17 protein-coding genes are annotated in these 21,500 nt (G+C 62.5%); 6 read left to right on the top strand and 11 right to left on the bottom strand.

All coding sequences use genetic code 11. The annotated features are described in order from the left end of the window. Positions 1-65: 65 nt before the first annotated feature. Positions 66-2,570: a DNA topoisomerase (ATP-hydrolyzing) subunit B gene (gyrB, locus tag U1739_RS10825; protein ID WP_332707842.1), complete on the top strand. Its 2,505-nt coding sequence runs from the start codon at positions 66-68 to the stop codon at positions 2,568-2,570. Positions 2,571-2,602: 32 nt separating this feature from the next. On the opposite strand, the gene U1739_RS10820 is transcribed toward gyrB, so the two are convergent. From U1739_RS10820 to U1739_RS10775, 10 genes are all read right to left on the bottom strand, one after another. After that, complete coding sequence (locus tag U1739_RS10820; protein ID WP_332707839.1) at positions 2,603-4,297, bottom strand: ArnT family glycosyltransferase; 1,695 nt, start codon at positions 4,295-4,297, stop codon at positions 2,603-2,605. A gap of 58 nt (positions 4,298-4,355) precedes the next feature. Continuing rightward, positions 4,356-5,741 (bottom strand): hypothetical protein, encoded by a 1,386-nt coding sequence (locus U1739_RS10815; RefSeq protein WP_332707836.1) that lies wholly within the window; start codon positions 5,739-5,741, stop codon positions 4,356-4,358. Continuing rightward, positions 5,738-6,127, bottom strand: coding sequence for a GtrA family protein (locus U1739_RS10810; RefSeq protein ID WP_332707833.1), 390 nt, complete (start codon positions 6,125-6,127; stop codon positions 5,738-5,740). Before U1739_RS10810 ends, U1739_RS10815 begins: the two co-directional genes overlap by 4 nt. Before the next feature lies 1 nt (position 6,128). Next, positions 6,129-7,073: a glycosyltransferase family 2 protein gene (locus U1739_RS10805; RefSeq protein WP_332707830.1), complete on the bottom strand. Its 945-nt coding sequence runs from the start codon at positions 7,071-7,073 to the stop codon at positions 6,129-6,131. After that, the gene (locus tag U1739_RS10800; protein ID WP_332707827.1) at positions 7,070-8,131 is read right to left on the bottom strand and encodes a GumC domain-containing protein; all 1,062 of its coding nucleotides are present in this window, start codon (positions 8,129-8,131) and stop codon (positions 7,070-7,072) included. The genes U1739_RS10805 and U1739_RS10800 overlap by 4 nt, the downstream gene beginning before the upstream one ends. A gap of 38 nt (positions 8,132-8,169) precedes the next feature. After that, positions 8,170-10,095 (bottom strand): SLBB domain-containing protein, encoded by a 1,926-nt coding sequence (locus U1739_RS10795; protein ID WP_332707824.1) that lies wholly within the window; start codon positions 10,093-10,095, stop codon positions 8,170-8,172. 158 nt (positions 10,096-10,253) lie between these two features. Continuing rightward, positions 10,254-11,195: an NAD-dependent epimerase/dehydratase family protein gene (locus tag U1739_RS10790; RefSeq protein ID WP_332707821.1), complete on the bottom strand. Its 942-nt coding sequence runs from the start codon at positions 11,193-11,195 to the stop codon at positions 10,254-10,256. After that, positions 11,182-11,838 (bottom strand): HAD family hydrolase, encoded by a 657-nt coding sequence (locus U1739_RS10785; RefSeq protein WP_332707818.1) that lies wholly within the window; start codon positions 11,836-11,838, stop codon positions 11,182-11,184. Before U1739_RS10785 ends, U1739_RS10790 begins: the two co-directional genes overlap by 14 nt. Next, positions 11,835-13,691 (bottom strand): thiamine pyrophosphate-binding protein, encoded by a 1,857-nt coding sequence (locus tag U1739_RS10780; protein WP_332707815.1) that lies wholly within the window; start codon positions 13,689-13,691, stop codon positions 11,835-11,837. The genes U1739_RS10785 and U1739_RS10780 overlap by 4 nt, the downstream gene beginning before the upstream one ends. 5 nt (positions 13,692-13,696) lie before the next feature. After that, positions 13,697-14,500: an aldolase/citrate lyase family protein gene (locus tag U1739_RS10775; protein WP_332707812.1), complete on the bottom strand. Its 804-nt coding sequence runs from the start codon at positions 14,498-14,500 to the stop codon at positions 13,697-13,699. A gap of 620 nt (positions 14,501-15,120) precedes the next feature. Between U1739_RS10775 and U1739_RS10770 the strand changes: the two genes are divergently transcribed. From U1739_RS10770 to U1739_RS10750, 5 genes are all read left to right on the top strand, one after another. Next, positions 15,121-16,167, top strand: coding sequence for an FAD-binding oxidoreductase (locus U1739_RS10770; protein ID WP_332707809.1), 1,047 nt, complete (start codon positions 15,121-15,123; stop codon positions 16,165-16,167). A 10-nt stretch (positions 16,168-16,177) separates the two neighbouring features. Next, positions 16,178-16,951 (top strand): glucose-1-phosphate cytidylyltransferase, encoded by a 774-nt coding sequence (gene rfbF, locus U1739_RS10765; RefSeq protein ID WP_332707806.1) that lies wholly within the window; start codon positions 16,178-16,180, stop codon positions 16,949-16,951. Next, positions 16,942-18,030 carry a CDP-glucose 4,6-dehydratase gene (rfbG, locus tag U1739_RS10760; RefSeq protein ID WP_332707972.1) on the top strand — a complete coding sequence of 363 codons (1,089 nt, stop codon included), beginning with the start codon at positions 16,942-16,944 and terminating at the stop codon, positions 18,028-18,030. Before rfbF ends, rfbG begins: the two co-directional genes overlap by 10 nt. Before the next feature lie 9 nt (positions 18,031-18,039). Beyond that, entirely contained in the window at positions 18,040-19,353 is a 1,314-nt protein-coding gene (rfbH, locus tag U1739_RS10755) for a lipopolysaccharide biosynthesis protein RfbH (RefSeq protein WP_332707803.1), read from the top strand. A 215-nt stretch (positions 19,354-19,568) separates the two neighbouring features. Beyond that, the gene (locus tag U1739_RS10750) at positions 19,569-20,489 is read left to right on the top strand and encodes a DUF4886 domain-containing protein (protein WP_332707800.1); all 921 of its coding nucleotides are present in this window, start codon (positions 19,569-19,571) and stop codon (positions 20,487-20,489) included. A gap of 78 nt (positions 20,490-20,567) precedes the next feature. Here U1739_RS10750 and U1739_RS10745 read toward each other — a convergent pair whose 3' ends face one another. Further along, entirely contained in the window at positions 20,568-21,359 is a 792-nt protein-coding gene (locus U1739_RS10745; protein ID WP_332707797.1) for a crotonase/enoyl-CoA hydratase family protein, read from the bottom strand. Positions 21,360-21,500 lie beyond the last annotated feature (141 nt).

Here is a 21,500-nt window from a genome sequence, read left to right as displayed (position 1 = left end):
GCGCGGCTGTCATCGAACTGACCATTTCGCTTCCGTTTTCGCCCCCCCAACCCTATATGCTGGGCATGGCTGAAGACCCCAATACCAACGATTATGGCGCAGACTCGATCAAGGTCCTGAAGGGACTGGATGCGGTGCGCAAACGCCCCGGCATGTATATCGGCGATACCGACGACGGCTCTGGCCTGCACCACATGGTGTTCGAAGTATCCGACAACGCCATCGACGAAGCGCTGGCCGGGCATTGCGACCGGATCGATATCACGCTCAATGCCGACGGCTCGGTCTCGGTCGCAGACAACGGCCGCGGCATCCCGACCGGCATCCATACCGAGGAAGGCGTTTCGGCCGCCGAGGTCATCATGACCCAGCTTCACGCCGGCGGTAAGTTCGAGAATACGTCCGACGACAATGCCTATAAGGTCTCCGGCGGCCTGCACGGCGTCGGCGTCTCGGTCGTCAACGCGCTCAGCGAATGGCTTGATCTGACCATCTGGCGCGATGGCCAGGAACATTACATGCGCTTCGCGTTCGGCGACGCAGTCGCCCCGCTCAAGATCGTCGGCCCCGCCGCGATCGGTCAGAAGGGCACGCGCGTCACCTTCTTCCCGTCGCCGGCCACGTTCAAGATCACCGAGTTCGATTTCGACAAGCTCGAGCATCGCTACCGCGAACTCGCCTTTCTCAATTCCGGCGTGCGCCTGTTTCTCAACGATGCGCGGCATGAGGAACTGAAGACGACCGAGCTCTATTATGAGGGCGGCATCGCCGCGTTCGTGAAGTATCTCGATCGCAACAAGATCCCGCTGATGCCCGAGCCGGTCGCGATCAGCGGCACGCGCGACGACGTGACGATCGACGTCGCGCTGGAGTGGAACGACTCCTATTACGAGAACGTCCTCGCCTTCACCAACAACATCCCGCAGCGCGACGGTGGCACGCACATGGCCGCATTCCGCGCCGCGATGACCCGCACGCTCAACAATTATGCCGAGAAATCCGGCATGTTGAAGAAGGAAAAGGTCACTCTAACCGGCGACGATATGCGCGAAGGCCTGACCGCGATCGTCTCGGTCAAGCTGCCCGATCCGAAGTTCAGCAGCCAGACCAAGGACAAGCTCGTCTCGTCCGAAGTGCGCCAACCGCTCGAAAGCCTGATGGCCGACAAACTCGCCGAATGGCTCGAGGAAAATCCCGCGCACGGCAAGGCGATCGTCGCCAAGATCATCGACGCCGCCGCCGCCCGCGAAGCCGCCAAGAAGGCGCGTGAACTGACGCGCCGCAAGGGCGTGATGGATATTGCTTCGCTGCCCGGCAAGCTGGCCGATTGCCAGGAGCGCGACCCCGCCAAGTCCGAACTGTTCCTGGTCGAGGGTGACTCCGCCGGTGGCTCCGCTAAGCAGGGCCGCGACCGGCATTATCAGGCGATCCTGCCGCTGCGCGGCAAGATCCTCAACGTCGAGCGCGCGCGCTTCGATCGCATGCTCTCGAGCCGCGAAATCGGCACGCTGATCCAGGCGATGGGCACCGGCATCGGCCGCGACGACTTCAAGATCGAGAAATTGCGCTACCACAAGATCGTCATCATGACCGACGCAGACGTGGATGGCGCGCATATCCGCACGCTGCTGCTGACCTTCTTCTACCGCCAGATGCCCGAGATCATCACGGGGGGCTATCTCTACATCGCCCAGCCGCCGCTCTACAAAGCCAATCGCGGTCGCAGCGAAGTGTATCTCAAGGATGATAACGCGCTCGACGATTATCTGATCGAGAACGGCGTCGCCGCGACGGTGCTGGAAGGCCCGGGCGGCGCGCGCTCCGGCGCCGATCTGCGCAGTCTGGTCGATCACGCGCGGCGCATGCGCACGTTGATGCGCTACATTCCGCGCCGCTACGATCCGACCATGGTCGAGGCGCTGGCGATGGGCGGGGCGCTCGATCCCAACGCCAAGCGTGAGGATCGCCTGGCGCATGTCACCACCGTATCGAAGGGCCTGATGGCCGCCGATCCGGAAGCCAAATGGACCGTCAGCCTGACCGAGGATGGCAGCGTGCATTTCGAACGCGCCTGGCGCGGCGTGACCGATCACCACATCATCGAAGCGGCGTTCCTCGGCTCGGCCGAAGCACGCAAGCTCCATGCCTTGGCCGAGGAACAGGCCGAAAGCTTCGAGCAGACGGCACGGCTGGTCTCGACCAAGGCGGCGGCAGCGCAGGCCGAAGCCGAAGAAGCCGCGGCGGATGCCGAGGAAGACGCCCCGCAGGCCGCGGCAAGCTCGACCAAGGGCACGACGATGGTCGCGCGCCCGAGCCAGCTGCTCGACGCGGTGCTCGCTGCCGGCCGCAAGGGCCTGACCATCTCGCGCTACAAAGGCCTGGGCGAGATGAACGCGGAACAGCTCTGGGAGACCACGCTCGATCCGCAGAACCGTTCCTTGCTCCGCGTGGAAGTCGATCAGGCCGATGTCGCCGACGAGATCTTCACCCGCCTGATGGGCGACGTGGTCGAACCGCGCCGCGAATTCATCCAGGAGAATGCGCTCAGCGTCGCCAATCTCGACGTCTGACTGGAGACCCTGATGATTGACGGCGCGCCAGTCTATCGCAGGTGCGAGCGCATTCGGGGCGGCACGCCGAAACGCTCGTTCTGCGTTCGCACGCCGGCTGGCCGAAGATCCACGATGACGACTAATGGCCCTGCGTTCGTCCCGGGCGCGGGGGCGAACGTTGCGACGACGGAGCCGGTCGCGATGAGCGCCCTGTAAGCGGCATATTCGCGGGGAAACAGCGCGCGCTCCTGGCGATAGCGGCCATAATTCGTCAAGATCGCAAAGTCGGCGCGACATTCGGCACGGCGTTGCGGCGCCATCGTCCCGTAATCGACATTGGAGCGACCGTCGCGGGCCAGATCGATCGTGGCATAGCTGGCGCGTCCTTCGATTAGGGCAACGACATCGACGCACCCGGCATTGCCCATCGGAAACAGGAACGACCAAGGGCGATCGAGCATATCGAACGCATTATGTTCGATCAGCACACGGCTCCCGCGCGGAATATGGCCCCGGGCCCAGGCCGAGGCTTGCTGGCGCGTATCGTTCATGCGTGCCCGGCCATCCGCTGCGGCACGCGCGCTCAACGGCAGTACGGTCGCCAGCAGCAGCGCCGCCGGCACATACCGCACCCATCCCGCGACGAACGATCGCTGCAGCCGTTCGGAAAACTCTACATACCCCCATGCCGCAACCATCGCCGCGAGCGGCATCAACGGCAGCGCCCAACGCTCCCACACCAAATGCTGTAGGCAAAACAAGACGAGGAACGCGCCCGCGACCGGCACCAGCACGACGATCGCCCGGCGACGATGCCCAAGATGCAGCGCGCCGAACGCGACGAGCGCCAGCCCAAGCACGCCGAAGCCGGTGAGCAGCGGTCCGCCCAGATACCATGAAAGATTGTACCAGGGGCTTCCGCCCGTCGCGCCGAGGTGGCGTGCCTGCCCCTCCCCCTGCACGTTCTTCAGCACCGTTGGATAGTCGAGCAACAGATAGGGCGAGACCAGCAACAGGATCACGAGCCCAGCGATGCCCGCCCCGACGGCGCGCGCCATGGCCGTACGCCGCGACAGGACGCCGTTCTGCGCCGCCGCGATGCTCGCCGCGGCGATGGCGAGGCCGGACAGGGCGAACGGCCATTTGGTCGCGATGGCCAGGCCCAGCCACAATGCGGACCAGGCATAATCACGGCGCTTTCCGGAATCGGCAATCGCCGCGCACGAACGCAGACATAGCAGCATAAACAGGCAGGCCATCATGTCCGAGCGGATGATCTGCGACCAGGTGATGTGCACCGGATTCAGCGCCAGCAGCAGCGCCGCGACAAGACCCGCGCGGGGGCCGAAAAACCGTCTGGCCAGCGACCATGTCAGCCAGATCGTGCCAAGTGCGAACAACACCATGGCAATGCGGCCGGGCAATACGATCCAACTGGGATCGGCATAGACCATGCTGCCGAATTGGCGCGCAGAGGCGGCGCGCCCGGTGAGCGTGGCAAAGCCGAAGACCGCCGCATCGATTACCGCCAGCACGTACATCGTCGTGGTCGCGGGATGGCCAAACCAGCCGGGATCGAGCGAGTGGGTGCGCAACATGCGCAGGGCGCCGAGTTCGAACATCAGTTCGTCCGGATCATTCATCGCCGGCAGGCCGAAGGCGATCGTGGCGAGGCGCAGGTACAAAGCGACGCAGAGGATGGCGAGCAGCAGCCATGCCTGCCGCCCGAGACGCAAGGACGGCATTAAGTCACCGTGCCACCAATGAGTGATGCCAGTGCCCTCAGGCTATATCGTGCAGGGGTCATTTCTCTTTGCCTGCCCCACCGCTTCGAGCCGGTGGCAATGGCGTTAGAATATTGGGAAACACCGCCAAATCGGATCGATAACGCCACCGTGATTGCCAACCTTGGGCCAGGATATCCTTCCGGACATCGAGGATCGTTATAGCCGCTAGGATTGCTGTCGCGATAAGGTTCAGGCCAGGCCGCAAGAGCGACATGATTCCAACACCATATTCGGCAATTACCTCGGCTTGGCCAAGGAAACTATCCCGCACCACGGGGGGGACCTTTCCGAGGCTGATATCGAACGAGATGCACAAAAAGTAAGCGATGGTGATCGCGGTTTTTCGGCCGATCCCTTTCCAAGGCTCCATGAAGATAAACATGAACAACAGTATCTCGGTATAGCCACCCGCTTCCGAGGCACTGAGCGCCAGCGCTGTGGCGAGATACACCATACGATAGGGTGGAACCACCTCCGGACGCAGCCAGGTGGCGACGGCTGCGCCGACGATGAGTAGCTGGATACTTCGCGTGAACGTCGTCACACCAAGCACGATCATGTCAGCCTGATTGGAACTCACCACGACGTAGACGGGAAACGTTCCGGTCATCAGCGTTTGAACCGGGATGTAGCTGGATGCGAACCATAGATCGAGCGCTGCGGCGGCGCCGAAACCACCGGAATAATTCCTGATGTTGCGAATGATCTGTGCAGGGCTACCCTCGCCGAGAATATACCAAGTAGCTAGATAGACGAGCACGGAACATATGATCGTGCCCTCGACAGCGACCCAGCGGCGACGCAGTAGCGGCGCGACGACCGCGGAGATCAGATATACTTTGAAATTCAGCGCACAGGCCGCGAACACCCATCGCAGCCGCGCCGATTTCAATAGCGGTCCGAAACCGAGCAACATGCAAGCATAGCAAAAGATCAGCACGTTCCCGCGTTCGAACGCAAACAGCATCGGATAGCCGCAGGTTATCGCAAAAGTGCGCGGCACCGCCGTGGCGCGGTCGATTTTGCGGAAGGAAAGGTAGGTCAACACGATGTTGATCACCCACATGCCCGTCAAGGCAACACCGCCGATCCAATCGCAGGATCGCGCTTCTTCTGAATAGGTCAATTCATAGCAACGCGGGAAGGTGAATAGCCGCATGAGCACGAACGACAATGGCGGATAGATCGTCTGGGCGACGTCATAGGCGCCCTGATGCTGCGACCATTGCGTCAATGAATACCAGTCCATCCACGTCCCGCTGGGTTCGTAGAAGAACGGCTGCGGCAGATAGTGGTATTCTACAAAGAACCAGATCGTATAGGCTATGCCAAAGACGATAGGGATCGTCATGGCATATTCGGGCCAGGGCCACCGGCGCCGTAAGGCGGGGGTAACAGTCATGCCGCGCGCTTTAGAAAGATCAGGTATTTGAGAAAGAAGTAGTTCACGAAGGATACCAGCAGCGCCGTCACCAAGCCGATGAGATACGGCGATACCAGGATCCGCGCCACGAGAGACAAGACTGCCAAACCGAACAGATAGTTAAGGCAATAGGAGAGAGCGAAGCGCAGTTTCGCAGGCTGCGCGTCGCGAAAGACGTGGCGGCTATAGGTCATATAGTTGAACACCACGCCGGCAAAATGCGCCAAGAACTGCGCCAAATAGATGCTCAACCCCGCCCAGACGAGCAACGCATAAGCGCCCAAGCCAAAGGCTGTATTTGCCAGCCCGGCTTGATAATAGCGCCAGATCTCGACAAGTCGTGCCCGCGACACGTGAATGACCATGTCAATCGGCCGGGAAATTGATCCGCTCGCGCTCAAGTACGAGCGGCGTACCACGCGTTCGCTCGGAGATGATCCGAACGTTATCGCCCAATAGCCCGAGGAATCCGAACAGCAAGGCAAACTCCGCCTGGACAAGGGAGGCAATGAACCACCCGGCGATCGGCCTTCCCAGAAGATAGGCGGCCAAGCCGCCCACCAGCATCATTGCCGCCATTAGTGCGCCGAACACGCCAATATAGATTGGCAGCCGCAGCAGCCGTTTTGACGACCCGGCCAGGGTCGACATGGCGAAATCGAACAGCGCGGGAAAGTTGTTTTTCGATTTTCCAGCGGCGCGCGGCGGACGCGCAAAGGGGATCGTTTCCAGTCGGTAGCCCGTCTCCACCAACATGCCCCGGAAAAAGGGTTCCGGCTCGTCAAGCTGGCGCACGGCGTCCACCACGCGCGCATCGTAGAGCCCGAACCCCGTGGCACCCGGCAGGACAGGGTAATCGCTGAAATTGCGCGCCAGCCAGTATGACAAGCGACGCATCATCCGCAAGGCCGGGCCGTTCTTCGCCTCACCCTGTCGTACGGCCAGCACGATATCCGCGCCGGCTTGCCAGCGCGCGACGAATTCCGGCAGCAGCGCCGGCGGGTCCTGGAAATCGGCACACATGCCGATCGTGGCACGACCGCTTGTTTGATAGATCGCATGGGTCGGCGACCGCATCTGGCCGTAATTGCGCGTATTGACGATCAGGCGAACCCGCGGATCGCTGGCGCAAATATCCTTTATGATAGCCACGGTCGAGTCGGTCGATGCGTTGTCGATAAACAGGATCTCAAAGCTCAATTGCAGTGGTTCGAGCACACCAATTACCGCTGCGCAGATGGCGGCCGCGTTCGCCGCCTCGTTATAGCACGGGATGACGACCGAGAGGTCTGGACGCGCCTGGTCCGTCATGCGGCCGATCGCGAGAGTCGCGCCTCTACCACCGGTGGACGGAGCGCATAGAATTCGAGCATGAGCGCCAGGAGGAAGATCACAACGCCCACAGCCAGCGGGGCCACGTTATATTGACGACTAGTATCGATATAGGCAGTTTCGAGGATGCGAACGTTCACGCTGGATGTCAGGTCCTCAACGGACGTGCCTTGCAAGAACCGTTTGTAATTGTCGTAGAGCGTCTGCGCGATATCCAGTTCGCGCTTCAATTTCTCCGCCTGAGTGGTCTGCCGAACGACTTGGCCGACCGAACTCTGCTGTCCCGGGGACGTAGATCGCGCGGTGGCGAGCTGCTGTCGTACGGCGTTGATCCCGGCTATTAACTGGCGGACGCGGATGTTGTCGTCCGTCGCGAACTGCCGCATCGCGCTCAGTTCCACTTCCTTGGCACGGATGTCGGCTTCGAGCGCCGGAATACGATCGCCGGCCGCATAGAATGCGGCCTGCGGGCTGCTATACCGCGTGGTCAGACGGAAGGTGTCGTAATCGCCCCGTGCGCGAGCCAGTCGCTCGCCGGCATCGTCAAACAATTGCAGTAGGATGGCGCGTTTCTGATCGGTTTGTCGGCGCGCAATCAAGGTCAGTTGGTCGCGTACGGCGACCCCATAAGCGGAAACCACATCACGGGCGAGGTTCGGATCGCGTTGCTTCAAATCGATCTGCAGGATGCCACCGCGCAGCACCTGAATATCGACATGGTGATCAAGCCAGCGGTGCGTCTCAAGTGGGGAGAGCGCCAAACGTCGATCGAGCTTCAGTTGCTTGATCACCAGTGCCCGCACGGCTTCGCTGCGCGCTACCTTCAGGCTGACTTCCACCGCCGCCTGATTGCCAAACACGCTGTTGACCGCGCCGAGCTGGCCAAGCGTACCACTTAGCCCAAGGCTGCCCGGATCGGTCGGGGTCAGGCTCACTGACGCGAGATAACGCTGTGGGAATAGGGTAAGAAGCGCGCATATCGCCACTAGCGCGACGACCAATGCGCGCCGCGGCCAAGGATTGCGGATCAGCGGCAACCGAGCAAACCAGCCGGTGATCGAGCGAGGTTGCGTCATCACTTGAGCACCGCGATGGCCGCAGCGCCAAGGCCGAGCTGGTAGACGATCTGGGTGATGTCGCGGATCTTGGCCCATATCGAGGACGACTGCGTCCGGACCGGAACGAACACGGCATCGCCGGGCAAGACATGCGCATTGAGCGCGCCGCGGCGCTTGGTCAGCACCGAACCGTTGGCGCGGACAACGAAGATGTTCCCGCGGTCACCGCCGCGGATCGGCCCACCGGCCTGTTCGACATAATCCTTAACGCGCAAGCGCTTGCCCGATCCAAGCAGGAACGATGCCGGGCGGTACACCGCGCCGAAGACGCCAACGGTGTCGACCCGCGGCGGGACGACGATGCGATCGTTATTCTCAAGCAGCAAGGTGCCCGGCAGCGCCTGGTCGGCGGGCGCGAGGTCGATCACCAGGCGACCATCGGGTTCCTTGCGCCGCAACTGATCGAGGAAGGCGCGCGCTGCGGTCAGCTGCGTTTGGCGTTCGGCCGAATCAATCAGCTGATTGCCGTTGAGGGGCGCCACCGCAAGTGACAGCTCCATCTGGTCCACCGCGTCGAGGAAGCTCGCGCGCTGCTGCGCGCGGACAGATTCGCGCGAGAAGCGCGTTCCATAGACATAGGCGCGCGAGGTGAGCCCACCCGCCAGCTGGATGACCTGTTCGAGCGGGGTGTTGGGCGCGACGTAATAATTGCCCGGCTTGTTCACTTCGCCCTCGATCCGCACGATCGCTTGCTGGCGCTCGAGCGGCCGGGCGAGCGAGCCCTGCGGCAGCATCTGGACGATGTCGCCACCTTCGGCGGGCAGGCCCGCCGCGGCGGCGCGGTCGAGCTGCTGGCTGCCAACCGTATCCTGGTCGCCGAGGCGATAGAGGATGACGCGCGATGGATCGGCCACGTTGGTGGGACCGCCGGCGAGCTGGACCAGGTCGGCGACGCTCTCGCCGGGCTTGGTTTCGTAAATCGCTTCTTCGTTGACGCTGCCGATCACCGCGACCTGCGCGCCAAGTGCGGGAATGAACAGCACGTCCTCATTCTCGAGCAGCGGATCGCGCGCGCGATTGCCCTTGCGCAGCAACTCGTACAGATCGAAGTCAGCGACTTCGCGCCCATTGCGATACAATTTGACCGAACGGAAGCTGCCGCCGGCCGCCGGGCCGCCGGCCTGCAGCACCGCGTTGACCAGCGTCGACAGGCTGTTGACCGAATAGGCGCCGGGATGGTTGGCGAAGCCGGTGACATAGACGCGCACGCCGCGCAGTCGCTGGATCGACACCGACACTTCATAGCCGCGATACTTGCGGCCAACCGCGTTGGCGATGCGGTCGCGCAGGTCGCGATAGCGCGTGCCGAGCAGCGAGATAGTGCCGACATTGGGCAGGAAGATCTTCCCGTCGCGGTCGATCGGCACGTCGATGCTTCCTTCGACCGATCCGGTCAGCGAGATCGAGATGGTGTCGCCAATGTTCAGCGCATAATCGGGCGGTATGGTCGAGGTTGCGGGCATCGCGAAGTCGCGCGCGCTGGGCAGCAGCAAGTCGCTGCCATAGCGCTTGAGGTTGCGCCCGGTGACCTGCTTAGCCCAGATCTCGAATTCGCCCGGCTTGGCCGGCTGGCGGAGCCGCAGGCTGTCGAGATCGAGCAGCCCATTCTCGCCGACGCGTGGGCCGTTCGCGCTGTTGCTGTTGCTTCCGTTGGTGTTGTTCAAGCTGCTATTCGACGAGCGGCCGTTGACCGCGACCGGCTCATAGATGGTCGACTGGCTGCTGGTGCCGTTTTGGTTCTGGTTCTGGTTCGAATTCTGACTCTGATTCGTGTCGTCCTGCGAGCCGTTCTGGCCGTAGCCGGTCGGATCGAGCGGCGATCCGGTGGGCACGTTGGTCTGGCCGAGCACCTGCGCGGAAACCGGAGCTGTGCCCATGACCATCACAATCGCCGAAGCCGACGCGAGACAGCGCCGCACCCGACAGGACGCTTGGCTGACCCGGATAGTGCGGAGGCCAGTGGAAATGGGGAAGGTCATGAGGTTCGGATTTCCTTTGAGCGTCCTGAAGCATAGTGTCATTGCGCCGTCCTGTACTGCGATCATTGCGCCATGTATCGGCCGGTTTCGCGCACCTGTTGGTCGAGCGCCACGGGACGAATGCCGTGTTGGTCTAAGAGCGCCGCATAGGCCGCGCTATCGCCGACATAGCGGTCCGCCACCGCGTCGATGATCGCGGCGCGCGCGACCGGTCCGCCACCAAGCGTTTGCGCGACTATCCGTGCGACCTCGCCGAGCTCCAGTGCCTCGCCGCCGCTGTCGAACCGGACCACAGCATCGGGCGCCACTCCCAGCAGCGCAAAGACCAGCGACATCAACTCGCGTATCGCGACATAGCCGCGGATCACGGCGCGCGGCGCGTGGACAGCGATCGGCCGTGCGGCCTGCGCATCACGGATAAAGCTCGCAATCGCGTAAGCATCGTGTTTGTTGATGTACGGACCGGTGAGATTGAAGATGCGCCCGATCACCGCGCGACGCCCGCGCTCACTGGCCCAGGCGGAAAAACGTGCCTCGTCATCGCGCTTCATCGCGCCATAAAGCCGCATCCCCGCCGTCGCGGCAGGATCATCGGCTTTACCGGCCGCGCCGGACGACGCGACGAACACTGCTTCCACGTCAATCCTATCCAGCGCATCGAGCACCGTATCGGCAATCGCTTGGTTCGCGGCGCGATAGGCATCTTCGGACATTTCGTCGGCACGCTCCTTCGTCTGGAATGCGAAATGCAATAGCCAGACGGGACCGGACCCCAATTGCGCAAGGTCCGACAGAGCGTGCTGTGACACCACGCGTCCCTCGCCGATATCGATTGCCCGCGCCGAAGACCCATAACAGCTTACGCGCGTGGCGAACGCGTCGCCCAACGTGCGTTCAAGCAGATCTAGCGTGGCGCGTCCGATCCATCCGCTCGCCCCGGTGATTGCAATATGACGATCGTTATGCGCCAGCGCCTTGGCGACCTCGGCTTCAAGCATCGACATGTTGCGCCAAGAGCGTTTCAGTCAGCGCCCGAAAACTGTCGAACGTTGCACCGACAGCCGGCAGCCAACCGTCTTCGGCATAGCCATAGGTCAGGAAATTGAACGGTATCCGAGCATCACGAGCGATCTGGTAATCGAGTTCGCTATCGCCGACGAACAGACATTCGGCTGGGACGGCGCCCAGGCCTGCGAGCGTGGCGGCGAGCAGATCAGGGGCGGGTTTGGGTCGCCGCCCCGCTTGCGCACCGATCACCAGCGCGAAATGATCCGCCAAGCCGGTATCGCTGAGCACCTTCTCGCACAATTCCTGTGGCTTATTCGAACAGATCGACAGGATGAAGCCTGCTGCTTGCAGACGATACAGGCCTTCCGCAACGCCGGGATACACACTGCCCATAGGGGTATCGCGCACACGGTAACGCGCACGAAAATCGGCGAGGTCGCTGGCCGGGTCGGCACAGGCAGGCCCCAGCAAGCCGGCGACCATTTCGAGCCCGCCCCGGCTCATATAAGCGCGCGCCGCGGCGAGGTCGATCGTCTGGCCACTCCCCCGTTCGACCAGAATGTCGGACAGGATGTCGACGCAGGTTGCGCAACTGTCCACCAACGTCCCATCGAGATCAAAGATGATGTGGCGGATCAAGCGACGACCTCGCCCGGCGCCATCGCCGCAGCGAGTTCCTCGCGTGACAGGAACGGCGACAGATCCTCGAGCGTTGGCGAGACCATTGTTCCATCGTCGAGCTTGCGCGAGTTGAGCTTCGGGGCGAATTCCTGCCGCTTGTCGATCATTACTTCGCACAGTTGCGGGCCGTCCGAGTCAAGCGTCGCACGGATCACCGACGCCAGCGCGGCATGCGTGTCGACCCGCGATGCGGCCAACCCGAAGCCCCCCGCCAGGCGAGTGAAATTCGGGAACGTAAGGCCACTGTCAGGGCCGCAGCCGACGATATTGTCCGGAAAATGATTCTGCTGCGATTGGCGGATCGAGTGATAGCCGTCATTGTTGAGCACGAAGATCTTCACCGGCAGCGCAGCCCCGACGATGGTCTGCAATTCCTGCAGGTTCATCATGATGCTGCCGTCACCCGCCAGGCAGATGATCCGCCGCCCGCCACCGGCATGATAAGCGCCGATCGCCGCCGGCAGGTCATAGCCCATCGAGGCGCACCCCGAATTCGTATAGAGCCGCTGGCCGGGCTTGAGATCGGCGGTTTGGAAGATCGTGACGCACGCCGTGCCGTCGCCGCTGACCACGATATCGCCTTCCTCCAGTTCGGCGAACAGTGCCTCGCCGAAGATGTACGGATTAATCAGGCCTTCGGTCGTGCGATATTCGGGCAGCACTACCGGGTAGCGCGCGGCGCGCTCCACGCTGCGCTTGAGGAATGCCGCGCGCGCGTCGGCGCGATCGCCGTCGGGCGTGGCGATATTCTCAGCCGCGGCGAAGAAATCGCGCAGGTCGGCATGGATCGGGCGGTGCAGGGAAAGTGTCGGCTTGTCGAGTTCGGCCTTGTCGATATCGACCATGGCGATGCGCGCGTTGCGGGCGAAGCTCTGCCAATTGTAGCTGATCTGACGGATGTTGAGCCGCGAGCCGAGCACCAGAACGTAATCCGCCGTCTGCACGGCAAAATTGCCGCCGCGATCGCCAACGGTGCCGGGTCGCCCGACATAGAGCGGGTTGTTGTTGGGAATCGCGTCATGCGCGTTCCATCCGGTCACGACAGGCACGCCGAAGCGCTCGACGAAACGCAGGAACGCGTCATGCTGCCCCGACAATCGCACCCCTGCGCCAGCCAACACCACTGGTCGCTCCGCGGCACAAAGTTCGCCCAACATCGCGGCAACTTCCGCGCTCAGCGCCTCGCCGGCCAGCGCACCAAGCTCGCCCGAGGTGTTTGCCGCCTCGTCCTCACGGTCGAGATCCGCCGGATCGAATGGTGCGAGTTCGTCGAAATCGACCGGGGCGGCCTGCACGTCGATCGGCACATCGATCCAGACCGGCCCAGGGCGTCCGCGACGGCACAGGTGAATGGCCTTCTCGACCACGCGGCGCGCATCCTTGGGGTCGTCGAGTACGACGGCGTATTTGGTGATGCCGCGCGCCATCGCAACAATGTCGACCTCCTGATCGCCCAATTGCCGCAAAGGCATCGGGTAATTGAAGGCGCAGGTTTCGCGCTTCACCTGGCCTGAGATAACGATCATCGGGATTGAATCGACATAGGCGCCGTAGACGCCATTCAGCGCATTGACGCCGCCCGGCCCGGTGGTCACGTTCACCGCTGCCGGTCGGTTGGACAGCCGGGCATAGCTCTCCGCCGCGATCGACGCCGCCTGTTCGTGATGGACGAACACCTTATGCAGGCCTGGCGCGCGCCCCAAGGCATCATTGAGGTGCATCGCGCCGCCGCCCGTGAGCATGAAAACGTCGGTAACGCCATGCTCCACCAGCAGGCGGGCAATCAGATCGGCAACGCGCATCTTGGCCATGTCGATCAGGCCGCGGCTTTGACCGCGCCCTGCTGGCGCTGTTCCATCATGCCGATCCGCGCCGCATCCTCGGACGCGATCGTCTGATAATAATCGCGCTTGTTCTTCAGCCACAGCAATTCGAATTCGATCGCCAGCTCCATGCCCGCCCGGGCCGATGCCGGGTTGTCCACGACCGTCGCATCGAACACCACTTTGCGCGTTTCGAACCGGTCGAGGCGCGTTTCCAATACGGCGGACAGCAAGGGAACGGAATCCGGGCTGACGCCGCCACCGACGACGAGTTCGAGATGATCGTCGCGGCACACTTCAGCAACTTTGCAGATATAACCCAGCATCTCGTCCGAATTGACGAACCCACGATCCTTGCCCATCGACCCGGCAAAGTCGACGCGACCGAACACCATGCCAACCCTGCCTTCCTTGGCGACGGCGGCCATCTGCTCCAGGTGATCGAACGTCTCGCGTGTCTCGAGGTTGAACAGGAAGCTAACCTCGTCCTGCTCGTTGCGCGGATAGACCTTGTCCTTGGCGGCAATATATTTGCTCAACGCATACGGCGTCTCGATCATCGGCCCGATGATATAGTCGGCCCCGTAAATGCGGCATTCGATCAAATCGCGCACGGCTTCGCAGCCACCGATCTTGATGGCGACCTTCACCCCCGCCCGCCGGGCAATTTCGAGCAGCCGCAATAGCTCATCGACACGCGTGCCTTCAGCTTCGAATTCAGCCTTTACGGCCAAAATCTTATGATTGGCTTTTCCCTCTTCGAGGATCGCGAGCATCCGCTTTTCGTACTGATTCACGTCAATTCCCCCGAAATACTAATCTATCAATGTGTGGCGACTCCGCGGCGAGCGACGAGCTCTCGCCTTCCAAGCGGTATTAGGTAATGCGGCGTTTGAAGGGCGACCGGGTCAGTTGGCGCGACACACCGCGTCTAGTAGCAGCGACGGTCACCCTCTGGGCAGAGCGTGTGCCTCCTGATGCCGATCGACATATGCTCTATAAGCTGGATGTGTCCATTCACCCAGGTGCATCGAAGCAGCCTGCGGAGTGAATGAAACGTATAATCCTGGCAATCCGGCCTCCGGCACAAAGTCATCTATTCAACACACGATCGCTACCGACCGCAAATCACCACGCGCACTCTCGACCACACCGTTCATTGGTCGTCTTTTGCCTTTCCTGTCAATGCCCTGCCTGTCGCCTCATGCTGTGTCGGCCCATGAGACGGGAGCTTTGTCGCGACGATCGATAGGTCTGCCGATAGAAGTGTAATATTTGTGTAATGGAAAAGCAGAACGAAACTTGCGTTTTATCATTGCTATACATCAAACCTGCAACAGCGCTTTGCGCGGGATGATAACGACCTGGCACTATACGGCGCGCGCGATCGAGGTCGGCGGCAGGGACGCCGGGTACAATGGCATACCGTCTTCATGCTGGACTGCGGACGATAAACAACTATCAACGCCCCGCTATGTCTTTCGTAACGCTAAACAACGGCCGCACCCTGATCGCGGATTCAGCTACATCCATACTTGATTCGGCACGAGCCCAAGGCATTACGCTGGAATATAGCTGCCGCACGGGGCGTTGTGGCGTGTGCAAAGCGCCGGTGATCCGTGGCGAAACCGTGATCCTGCGGCCGGAAGACGAATGCCTGTCCGCCGAGGAGGTCGCGCAGGGCCTGATCCTGACGTGTTGCCGTGCCGCGGCGGGTGACCTCACTCTGGATATCGAACCGCTCGACCGGCTCCACGATATCGCGATCAAGACCATGCCAAGCCGGATCGTATCGATCGAACGGCTCGCGACCGACATCGTCAAAGTTATCCTCAAAACGCCGCCAATGTCGCCAATGCACTTCCTTCCCGGGCAATATGTCGATGTAATCGCCGACGGTGTGCGCCGAAGCTATTCGCTGGCCAATGCGCCGCGTGCCGATAGACTGCTCGAGCTCATCATCAAGCGCTATCCGGGCGGCATGCTCAGCGCCTACTGGTTCGACCGTGCTCAGTCAGGCGATCTGCTGCGCATCGAGGGCCCGTTCGGCACCTTCTTCCTGCGTGAAGACGGGCCGACCGACATCGTGTTTTTGGCAACCGGCACCGGCATTGCTCCGGTCAAGGCGCTGCTCGAAGAACTCGCCACGGACCCGGACCGGGCTGCTCGACACCGATTGCACGTCTTTTGGGGAAACCGCGAGACGGAGAGCTTCTGCTGGGATCCGGCATCGCTCGGGCTCGATATCGGCGTCCATCACTTGCTGTCGGGCGCCGCTACCGGCTGGGCCGGCCGGCGGGGTTATGTTCAAGACGCTGCGATCCATCACGGTTTCGACGCCGATGACACGGTGTTCTATGCCTGTGGGTCGAGCGCGATGATCGCGTCTGCCCGTGCCGCCATGGTGGCGCGCGGCTTGCCGCCTGGACGCTTTTTTTCCGACGCATTTGTCAGTTCCAACTGAGGTTACAACCATGAAGGCAGTCATTCTCGCCGGCGGACTTGGCACGCGTTTCGCCGAGGAAACCAGCCTGCGCCCCAAGCCGATGATCGAGGTCGGCGGGCGACCGATCCTGTGGCACATCATGAAGATCTACGCAGCCCACGGCGTCACCGATTTCGTGATCTGCTGCGGCTACAAGGGCTATGTGATCAAGGAGTATTTCGCCAATTACTTCCTGCATATGTCCGACGTGACGTTCGACATGCGTGAAAACAAAATGATCGTACACGAGAAGCGCGCCGAACCATGGTCCGTGACTTTGGTCGATACCGGTGACCATTCTCAGACCGGCGGGCGACTGAAGCGCGTTGCCGCGCATGTGAAGGACGAAGACTTCTTCTTCTTCACGTATGGCGACGGCGTCGGCGACATCGACATCACGGAATCGATCGCCTTCCATAAGGCGCATGGCAAGGCGGCGACGCTGACCGCCACCTATCCGCCGGGCCGGTTTGGCGCACTGCAAATCGAGGATGGTCGGGTCGCGAACTTCCTGGAAAAGCCGCAAGGCGATGGCGGCATGATCAACGGCGGCTTCTTCGTACTCTCGCCCAAGGTGCTCGACTATATCGAGGGCGACGATACGCTGTGGGAACAGGAGCCGCTGCGCAATCTGGCGCAGGAAGGCGAACTGATGGCGTACGAACATCACGGTTTCTGGCAGCCAATGGACACGCTGCGCGAAAAGCAGATGCTCAACAACCTTTGGGAAAGCGGCAATGCGCCGTGGTGCGTATGGCGGTGAAGGGCACTGTTGACCCTGCCTTCTGGTCCGGCAAGCGCGTCTTCCTGACCGGACATACCGGTTTCAAGGGCAGTTGGACCGCGCTGTGGCTGCAGAAGATGGGCGCCCACGTTACCGGCTTCGCGCTGGCGCCGCCGACCGCGCCCGCGTTGTTCGAGGTCGCGAACGTCGCGTCGGGAATGACCTCGATCATCGGCGACATTCGCTACCGCGACACGCTTGAGAACGCGCTGGTCGACGCCAATCCCGAGATCGTTCTGCACATGGCTGCCCAGCCGCTGGTCCGCGCATCCTATGAAGATCCGGTCGGCACCTATGCCACCAACGTCATGGGCACGGTGCATCTGCTCGACGCAGTGCGCAAGGCAGCGGCCGTCCGCGCCGTCTGTGTCGTCACGACTGACAAATGCTACGAGAATCGCGAGTGGGTGTGGGGCTATCGCGAAGACGAGCCGATGGGCGGGCATGATCCGTACAGCAATTCGAAGGGCTGCGCCGAACTCGTCACCGCGGCTTATCGCGCATCGTTCTTTCAACATGGCCGCGCGGCGATCGCCACCGGCCGCGCCGGTAACGTCATCGGCGGTGGAGATTGGGCAGCCGATCGGCTGATCCCCGATATCCTGCGCAGCGTAAGCGACGGGCACCCCGTGGCGATCCGCAATCCGCTCGCCATCCGCCCGTGGCAGCATGTGCTCGAACCGGTATCCGGCTATCTGGTCCTCGCTCAAGCGCTGTGGGAAAATCCTGCCGCGACCGCCGAGGCATGGAATTTCGGTCCGCGCGACGACGATGCCCGCCCCGTGCAGTGGATCGTCGAGCATCTGTGCGCCTTATGGGGCAACGGGGCCGATTGGGCGCGCGACGAGAGCGTGCAGCCGCACGAGGCGCGCTATCTCAAACTCGATATTTCCAAGGCCCGCGCCGGGCTTGGCTGGGAGCCGCGCTGGACGCTGGCGCAGGCGCTGGACAGCATCGTTGCCTGGCACCGTGCCTGGCAAGCGGGCGCCGACATGCATGCATATTGCCACACCGAACTGGATCGCTTTGCCAGCGCCAGCACCGACATTACCAAATAGGATTTGAACATGACGACCGATGACCTCCGCAAGGAAATCCGCAAGCTGGTCGGGCAATATGCCGAAGCCCAGTTTGCGCCCAAGCCGTTCGTGCCCGGCGAAAGCGTAATCCCCCCTGCCGGCAAGGTGATCGGTGCGCCCGAGATCGAGTTGATGGTCGAGGCATCCCTCGACGGCTGGCTGACCACCGGACGCTTCAATACCTTGTTCGAGGCCGGACTCGCCAAGTTGGTCGGTGCGCCGTTTGTGCTCACCACCACATCGGGGTCGTCGGCCAACCTGCTCGCATTATCGTGCCTGACCAGCCACAAACTCGGCGATCGCCGCCTGAAGCCGGGCGACGAGGTTATCACTGTCGCGGCGGGCTTCCCGACCACGGTCAATCCGTCGATCCAGCACGGCCTGATCCCGGTGTTCGTCGATGTCGATATCCCGACCTACAATATCGATGCGAACCTGATCGAGGCCGCTATCACTGACAAGACCGGGGCGATCATGATCGCCCACACACTGGGCAATCCGTTCAACCTGGCCGAAGTGCGTCGCATCTGCGACGAACACGATCTTTGGTTGGTCGAGGATTGCTGCGATGCGCTCGGCGCGACCTATGACGGCAAGAATGTCGGCCTGTGGGGCGATGTCGCGACCTTGTCCTTCTATCCTGCGCATCATTTGACGATGGGCGAAGGCGGCGCGGTGTTCACCCAGTTGGCCGAATTGCGCCCGATCATCGAATCGATCCGCGATTGGGGCCGCGACTGTTACTGCGCGCCAGGCTGCGACAATACCTGCGGCGTGCGTTTCGGGCAGCAGCATGGCACGCTGCCGTTCGGTTACGATCACAAATACGTTTATTCGCATCTTGGCTACAATCTCAAGATCACCGACATGCAGGCGGCCTGCGGGCTGGCGCAGCTCGATCGCGCAGAGGACTTCATCGCCGCGCGGCGGCGCAACTTTACGCTGTTGACCGAACGGCTGAAGGGCATGGAGGATATCTTCATTCTGCCTGAGGCGACACCGAACTCTGATCCGTCATGGTTCGGCTATCCGCTGATGCTGCGCGACGGAGTCGATGCCAAACGCGTCGACATGACCCGTTTTCTCGATCAAAATAAGATCGGCACGCGGCTGCTGTTCGCAGGCAACCTAACCCGCCAGCCCTATTTCGAGCACGTCAACTACCGCGTGGTCGGCGAATTGACGCAGACCGACCGGGTGATGAATGACACGTTCTGGCTCGGCCTGTATCCGGGTTTGGGCGCCGAACAGTTCGATTATGTCGGAAGCAAAATCGAGGAATTTTTCGGGCTGAATTTCTGATGCTCACGGCTCAGCCCTGACAACGCTGGGCCGCAGGATCGCGTTGTCCGACACAACCTCGCGGTAAGATAGCCTTCTTGCGTGAGACTCTTGCCCGCACGGTGAACGGCGGGAACGGCCTTGGTGCGCCGCCGCTCGCCTGGACGCTGAACCCTAGACGCTGGACGACGGCGACGCGACCGTCGATGAAAGGATGGTTGAATAGGGGTCGCACGATGAAATTCTGGATGATCGCCGCGATCGGCCTGATTGCTGGTCCGGCCGCGACGCAAGTCACGCCGCGCACGCCGCCGCCCCGGGTGGTGCCGACCGCGGCGGGCGCGCCGCGCACAATTCTGTTCATCGGCAACAGCTTTACGCAGGGTGCCCATTCCGCAGTGCGCAATTGGCGCGCGAACACGGTGAGCGATCTCAACAATGCCCGCTATGGCGGCGTGCCGGCCTTGTTCAAGCATTTTACCGAGCGGGTCGGGCTCAACTATCAGGTTAGCTTGGAGACACAGGGCGGCCAGACCCTCGGCTTCCATTACGAGCAACGCCGGCACTTGTTCGACCGCGCCTGGAACATTGTCGTGCTGCAGGAATACAGCACGCTCGACCCGCAGCGCCCCGGCGAGGCCACCGGCTATCTGCGCGATGCGGCGCGGCTCACCGCGTTGTTCAGGGCGCGCAATCCGGGCGTCGCGGTGCACCTGATGGCGACCTGGACACGCGCCGACCAGACCTATCGCCCGACCGGCGCCTGGTACGGCAAACCGGTCACGGCGATGGCCGACGATCTGCGCCGCGCGGCGGATCGCGTACGTGGGGCGACGCCGGGCGTGGCCAGCGTGCTGCCGGTCGGCCAAGCCTGGAACCGCGCCTTCGCCACCGGCGTGGCCGATGCCAATCCCTATGACGGCGTCGCGTTCGGGCAACTCGATCTCTGGTCGTTCGACCAATATCATGCGAGCATAGCGGGCTATTATCTCGAGGCGCTCGTGGTGTTCGGGCGGGTCACCGGGATCGACCCGCGTATTCTCGGGCGGAACGAAAGCGCGGCGGACGAACTCGGCCTGTCGCCGGCCCAGGCGGTGGCATTGCAGACGGTGGCGAGCGAAGAACTGGCGGCGGATCTGGTGCGCCCACGGCGCTGATGCGGCCCGACCGTTTCTCGGCAAGGCTTGGGGGTGGTCCAGGAAGTGGCCGTGGCGATGCGCCGCAACAGCACGCCGTCAATCGATGAACACCGCCGCGCGCTTGCCCATGTTGGCCGCGACCGCCTCCATCATATTGGGCCTGCCGATCACTTTCATCTGCTCCTCGGTTTCCGCCACCAGCATGGCGCGCGGATCGGCGTCGTGCGCCATGTTGCACAATCGCTTCGCGCCGCGGATGGCGTGCGGACTGCGCCCGGCAATCACTGTCGCGAGGTCCATCGCCGCGGCGTGCGGATCGTCCGCCAGCCGCGTGACGAAGCCGTGCTGCAGCGCTTCGTCGGCCGCGAATTCCCGCGCGGTATAGACGAGCTCGCGCAGCACATCGTCACGCACTAAACCACGCCAGATCGGGAAGCCGGCCATATCCGGCACCAGCCCCCAATAGGTCTCGCGGATCGCGAAGCGCGTCGTCGGCGCGGCGATGCGGATATCGGCACCCGACATGATCTGGAAACCGCCGCCCATCGCCACGCCGTGCACCGCCGCGATCACCGGCATCGGCAGATTGCGCCAGCCCCAAGTGACATGCTGCGGCAGGATCGAGCCCTGAGCGTTGCGGGGATCGAGCGCGAGGCCCGATCCCCCCGCCGCCATGCTCGACATGTCCAGCCCGGCGCAGAATGCCCGGCCCTCGCCCGACAGCACGACGCAGCGCACGTCGGTCATCCCGGCCAGCGCATCGATCGCCTGTCCGATGCCGACGAACATGGCCGGATCGATCGCGTTCATCTTGTCGGCGCGGGTCAGCTTCACGTCGGCGATGTGGTCGGCGACGGTGATCGAGACGCGCTCGTTCTGAAAGGTCATATCGCTCTCCCCTGCTCGTCGCCCCAGCGAACGCTGGGGTCTTTGGCGGGCGGCGTGGCACCAGCCCAATGATATCCCGGCCTGCGCCGGGATGACGGTTCCTGCAGAGTGCTGCCGCGTCCGGTTGCGCTTTGCAACCCA

The sequence above is a fragment of the Parasphingomonas puruogangriensis genome (genome assembly GCF_036663635.1).
Lineage (GTDB): Bacteria > Pseudomonadota > Alphaproteobacteria > Sphingomonadales > Sphingomonadaceae > Sphingomonas.
This window is presented reverse-complemented; position numbering and strand designations above follow the sequence as displayed.

Coding starts and splice junctions, on each gene's coding strand:
- U1739_RS10820 (WP_332707839.1), bottom strand. CDS start 4,297: ATGCCGTCCTTGCGTCTCGGGCGGCAGGCATGGCTGCTGCTCGCCATC.
- gyrB (WP_332707842.1), top strand. CDS start 66: ATGGCTGAAGACCCCAATACCAACGATTATGGCGCAGACTCGATCAAG.
- U1739_RS10810 (WP_332707833.1), bottom strand. CDS start 6,127: ATGGTCATTCACGTGTCGCGGGCACGACTTGTCGAGATCTGGCGCTAT.
- U1739_RS10815 (WP_332707836.1), bottom strand. CDS start 5,741: ATGACTGTTACCCCCGCCTTACGGCGCCGGTGGCCCTGGCCCGAATAT.
- rfbF (WP_332707806.1), top strand. CDS start 16,178: ATGAAGGCAGTCATTCTCGCCGGCGGACTTGGCACGCGTTTCGCCGAG.
- rfbG (WP_332707972.1), top strand. CDS start 16,942: ATGGCGGTGAAGGGCACTGTTGACCCTGCCTTCTGGTCCGGCAAGCGC.
- U1739_RS10750 (WP_332707800.1), top strand. CDS start 19,569: ATGAAATTCTGGATGATCGCCGCGATCGGCCTGATTGCTGGTCCGGCC.
- rfbH (WP_332707803.1), top strand. CDS start 18,040: ATGACGACCGATGACCTCCGCAAGGAAATCCGCAAGCTGGTCGGGCAA.
- U1739_RS10745 (WP_332707797.1), bottom strand. CDS start 21,359: ATGACCTTTCAGAACGAGCGCGTCTCGATCACCGTCGCCGACCACATC.
- U1739_RS10805 (WP_332707830.1), bottom strand. CDS start 7,073: ATGACGGACCAGGCGCGTCCAGACCTCTCGGTCGTCATCCCGTGCTAT.
- U1739_RS10770 (WP_332707809.1), top strand. CDS start 15,121: ATGGCATACCGTCTTCATGCTGGACTGCGGACGATAAACAACTATCAA.
- U1739_RS10780 (WP_332707815.1), bottom strand. CDS start 13,691: ATGGCCAAGATGCGCGTTGCCGATCTGATTGCCCGCCTGCTGGTGGAG.
- U1739_RS10790 (WP_332707821.1), bottom strand. CDS start 11,195: ATGTCGATGCTTGAAGCCGAGGTCGCCAAGGCGCTGGCGCATAACGAT.
- U1739_RS10795 (WP_332707824.1), bottom strand. CDS start 10,095: ATGGTCATGGGCACAGCTCCGGTTTCCGCGCAGGTGCTCGGCCAGACC.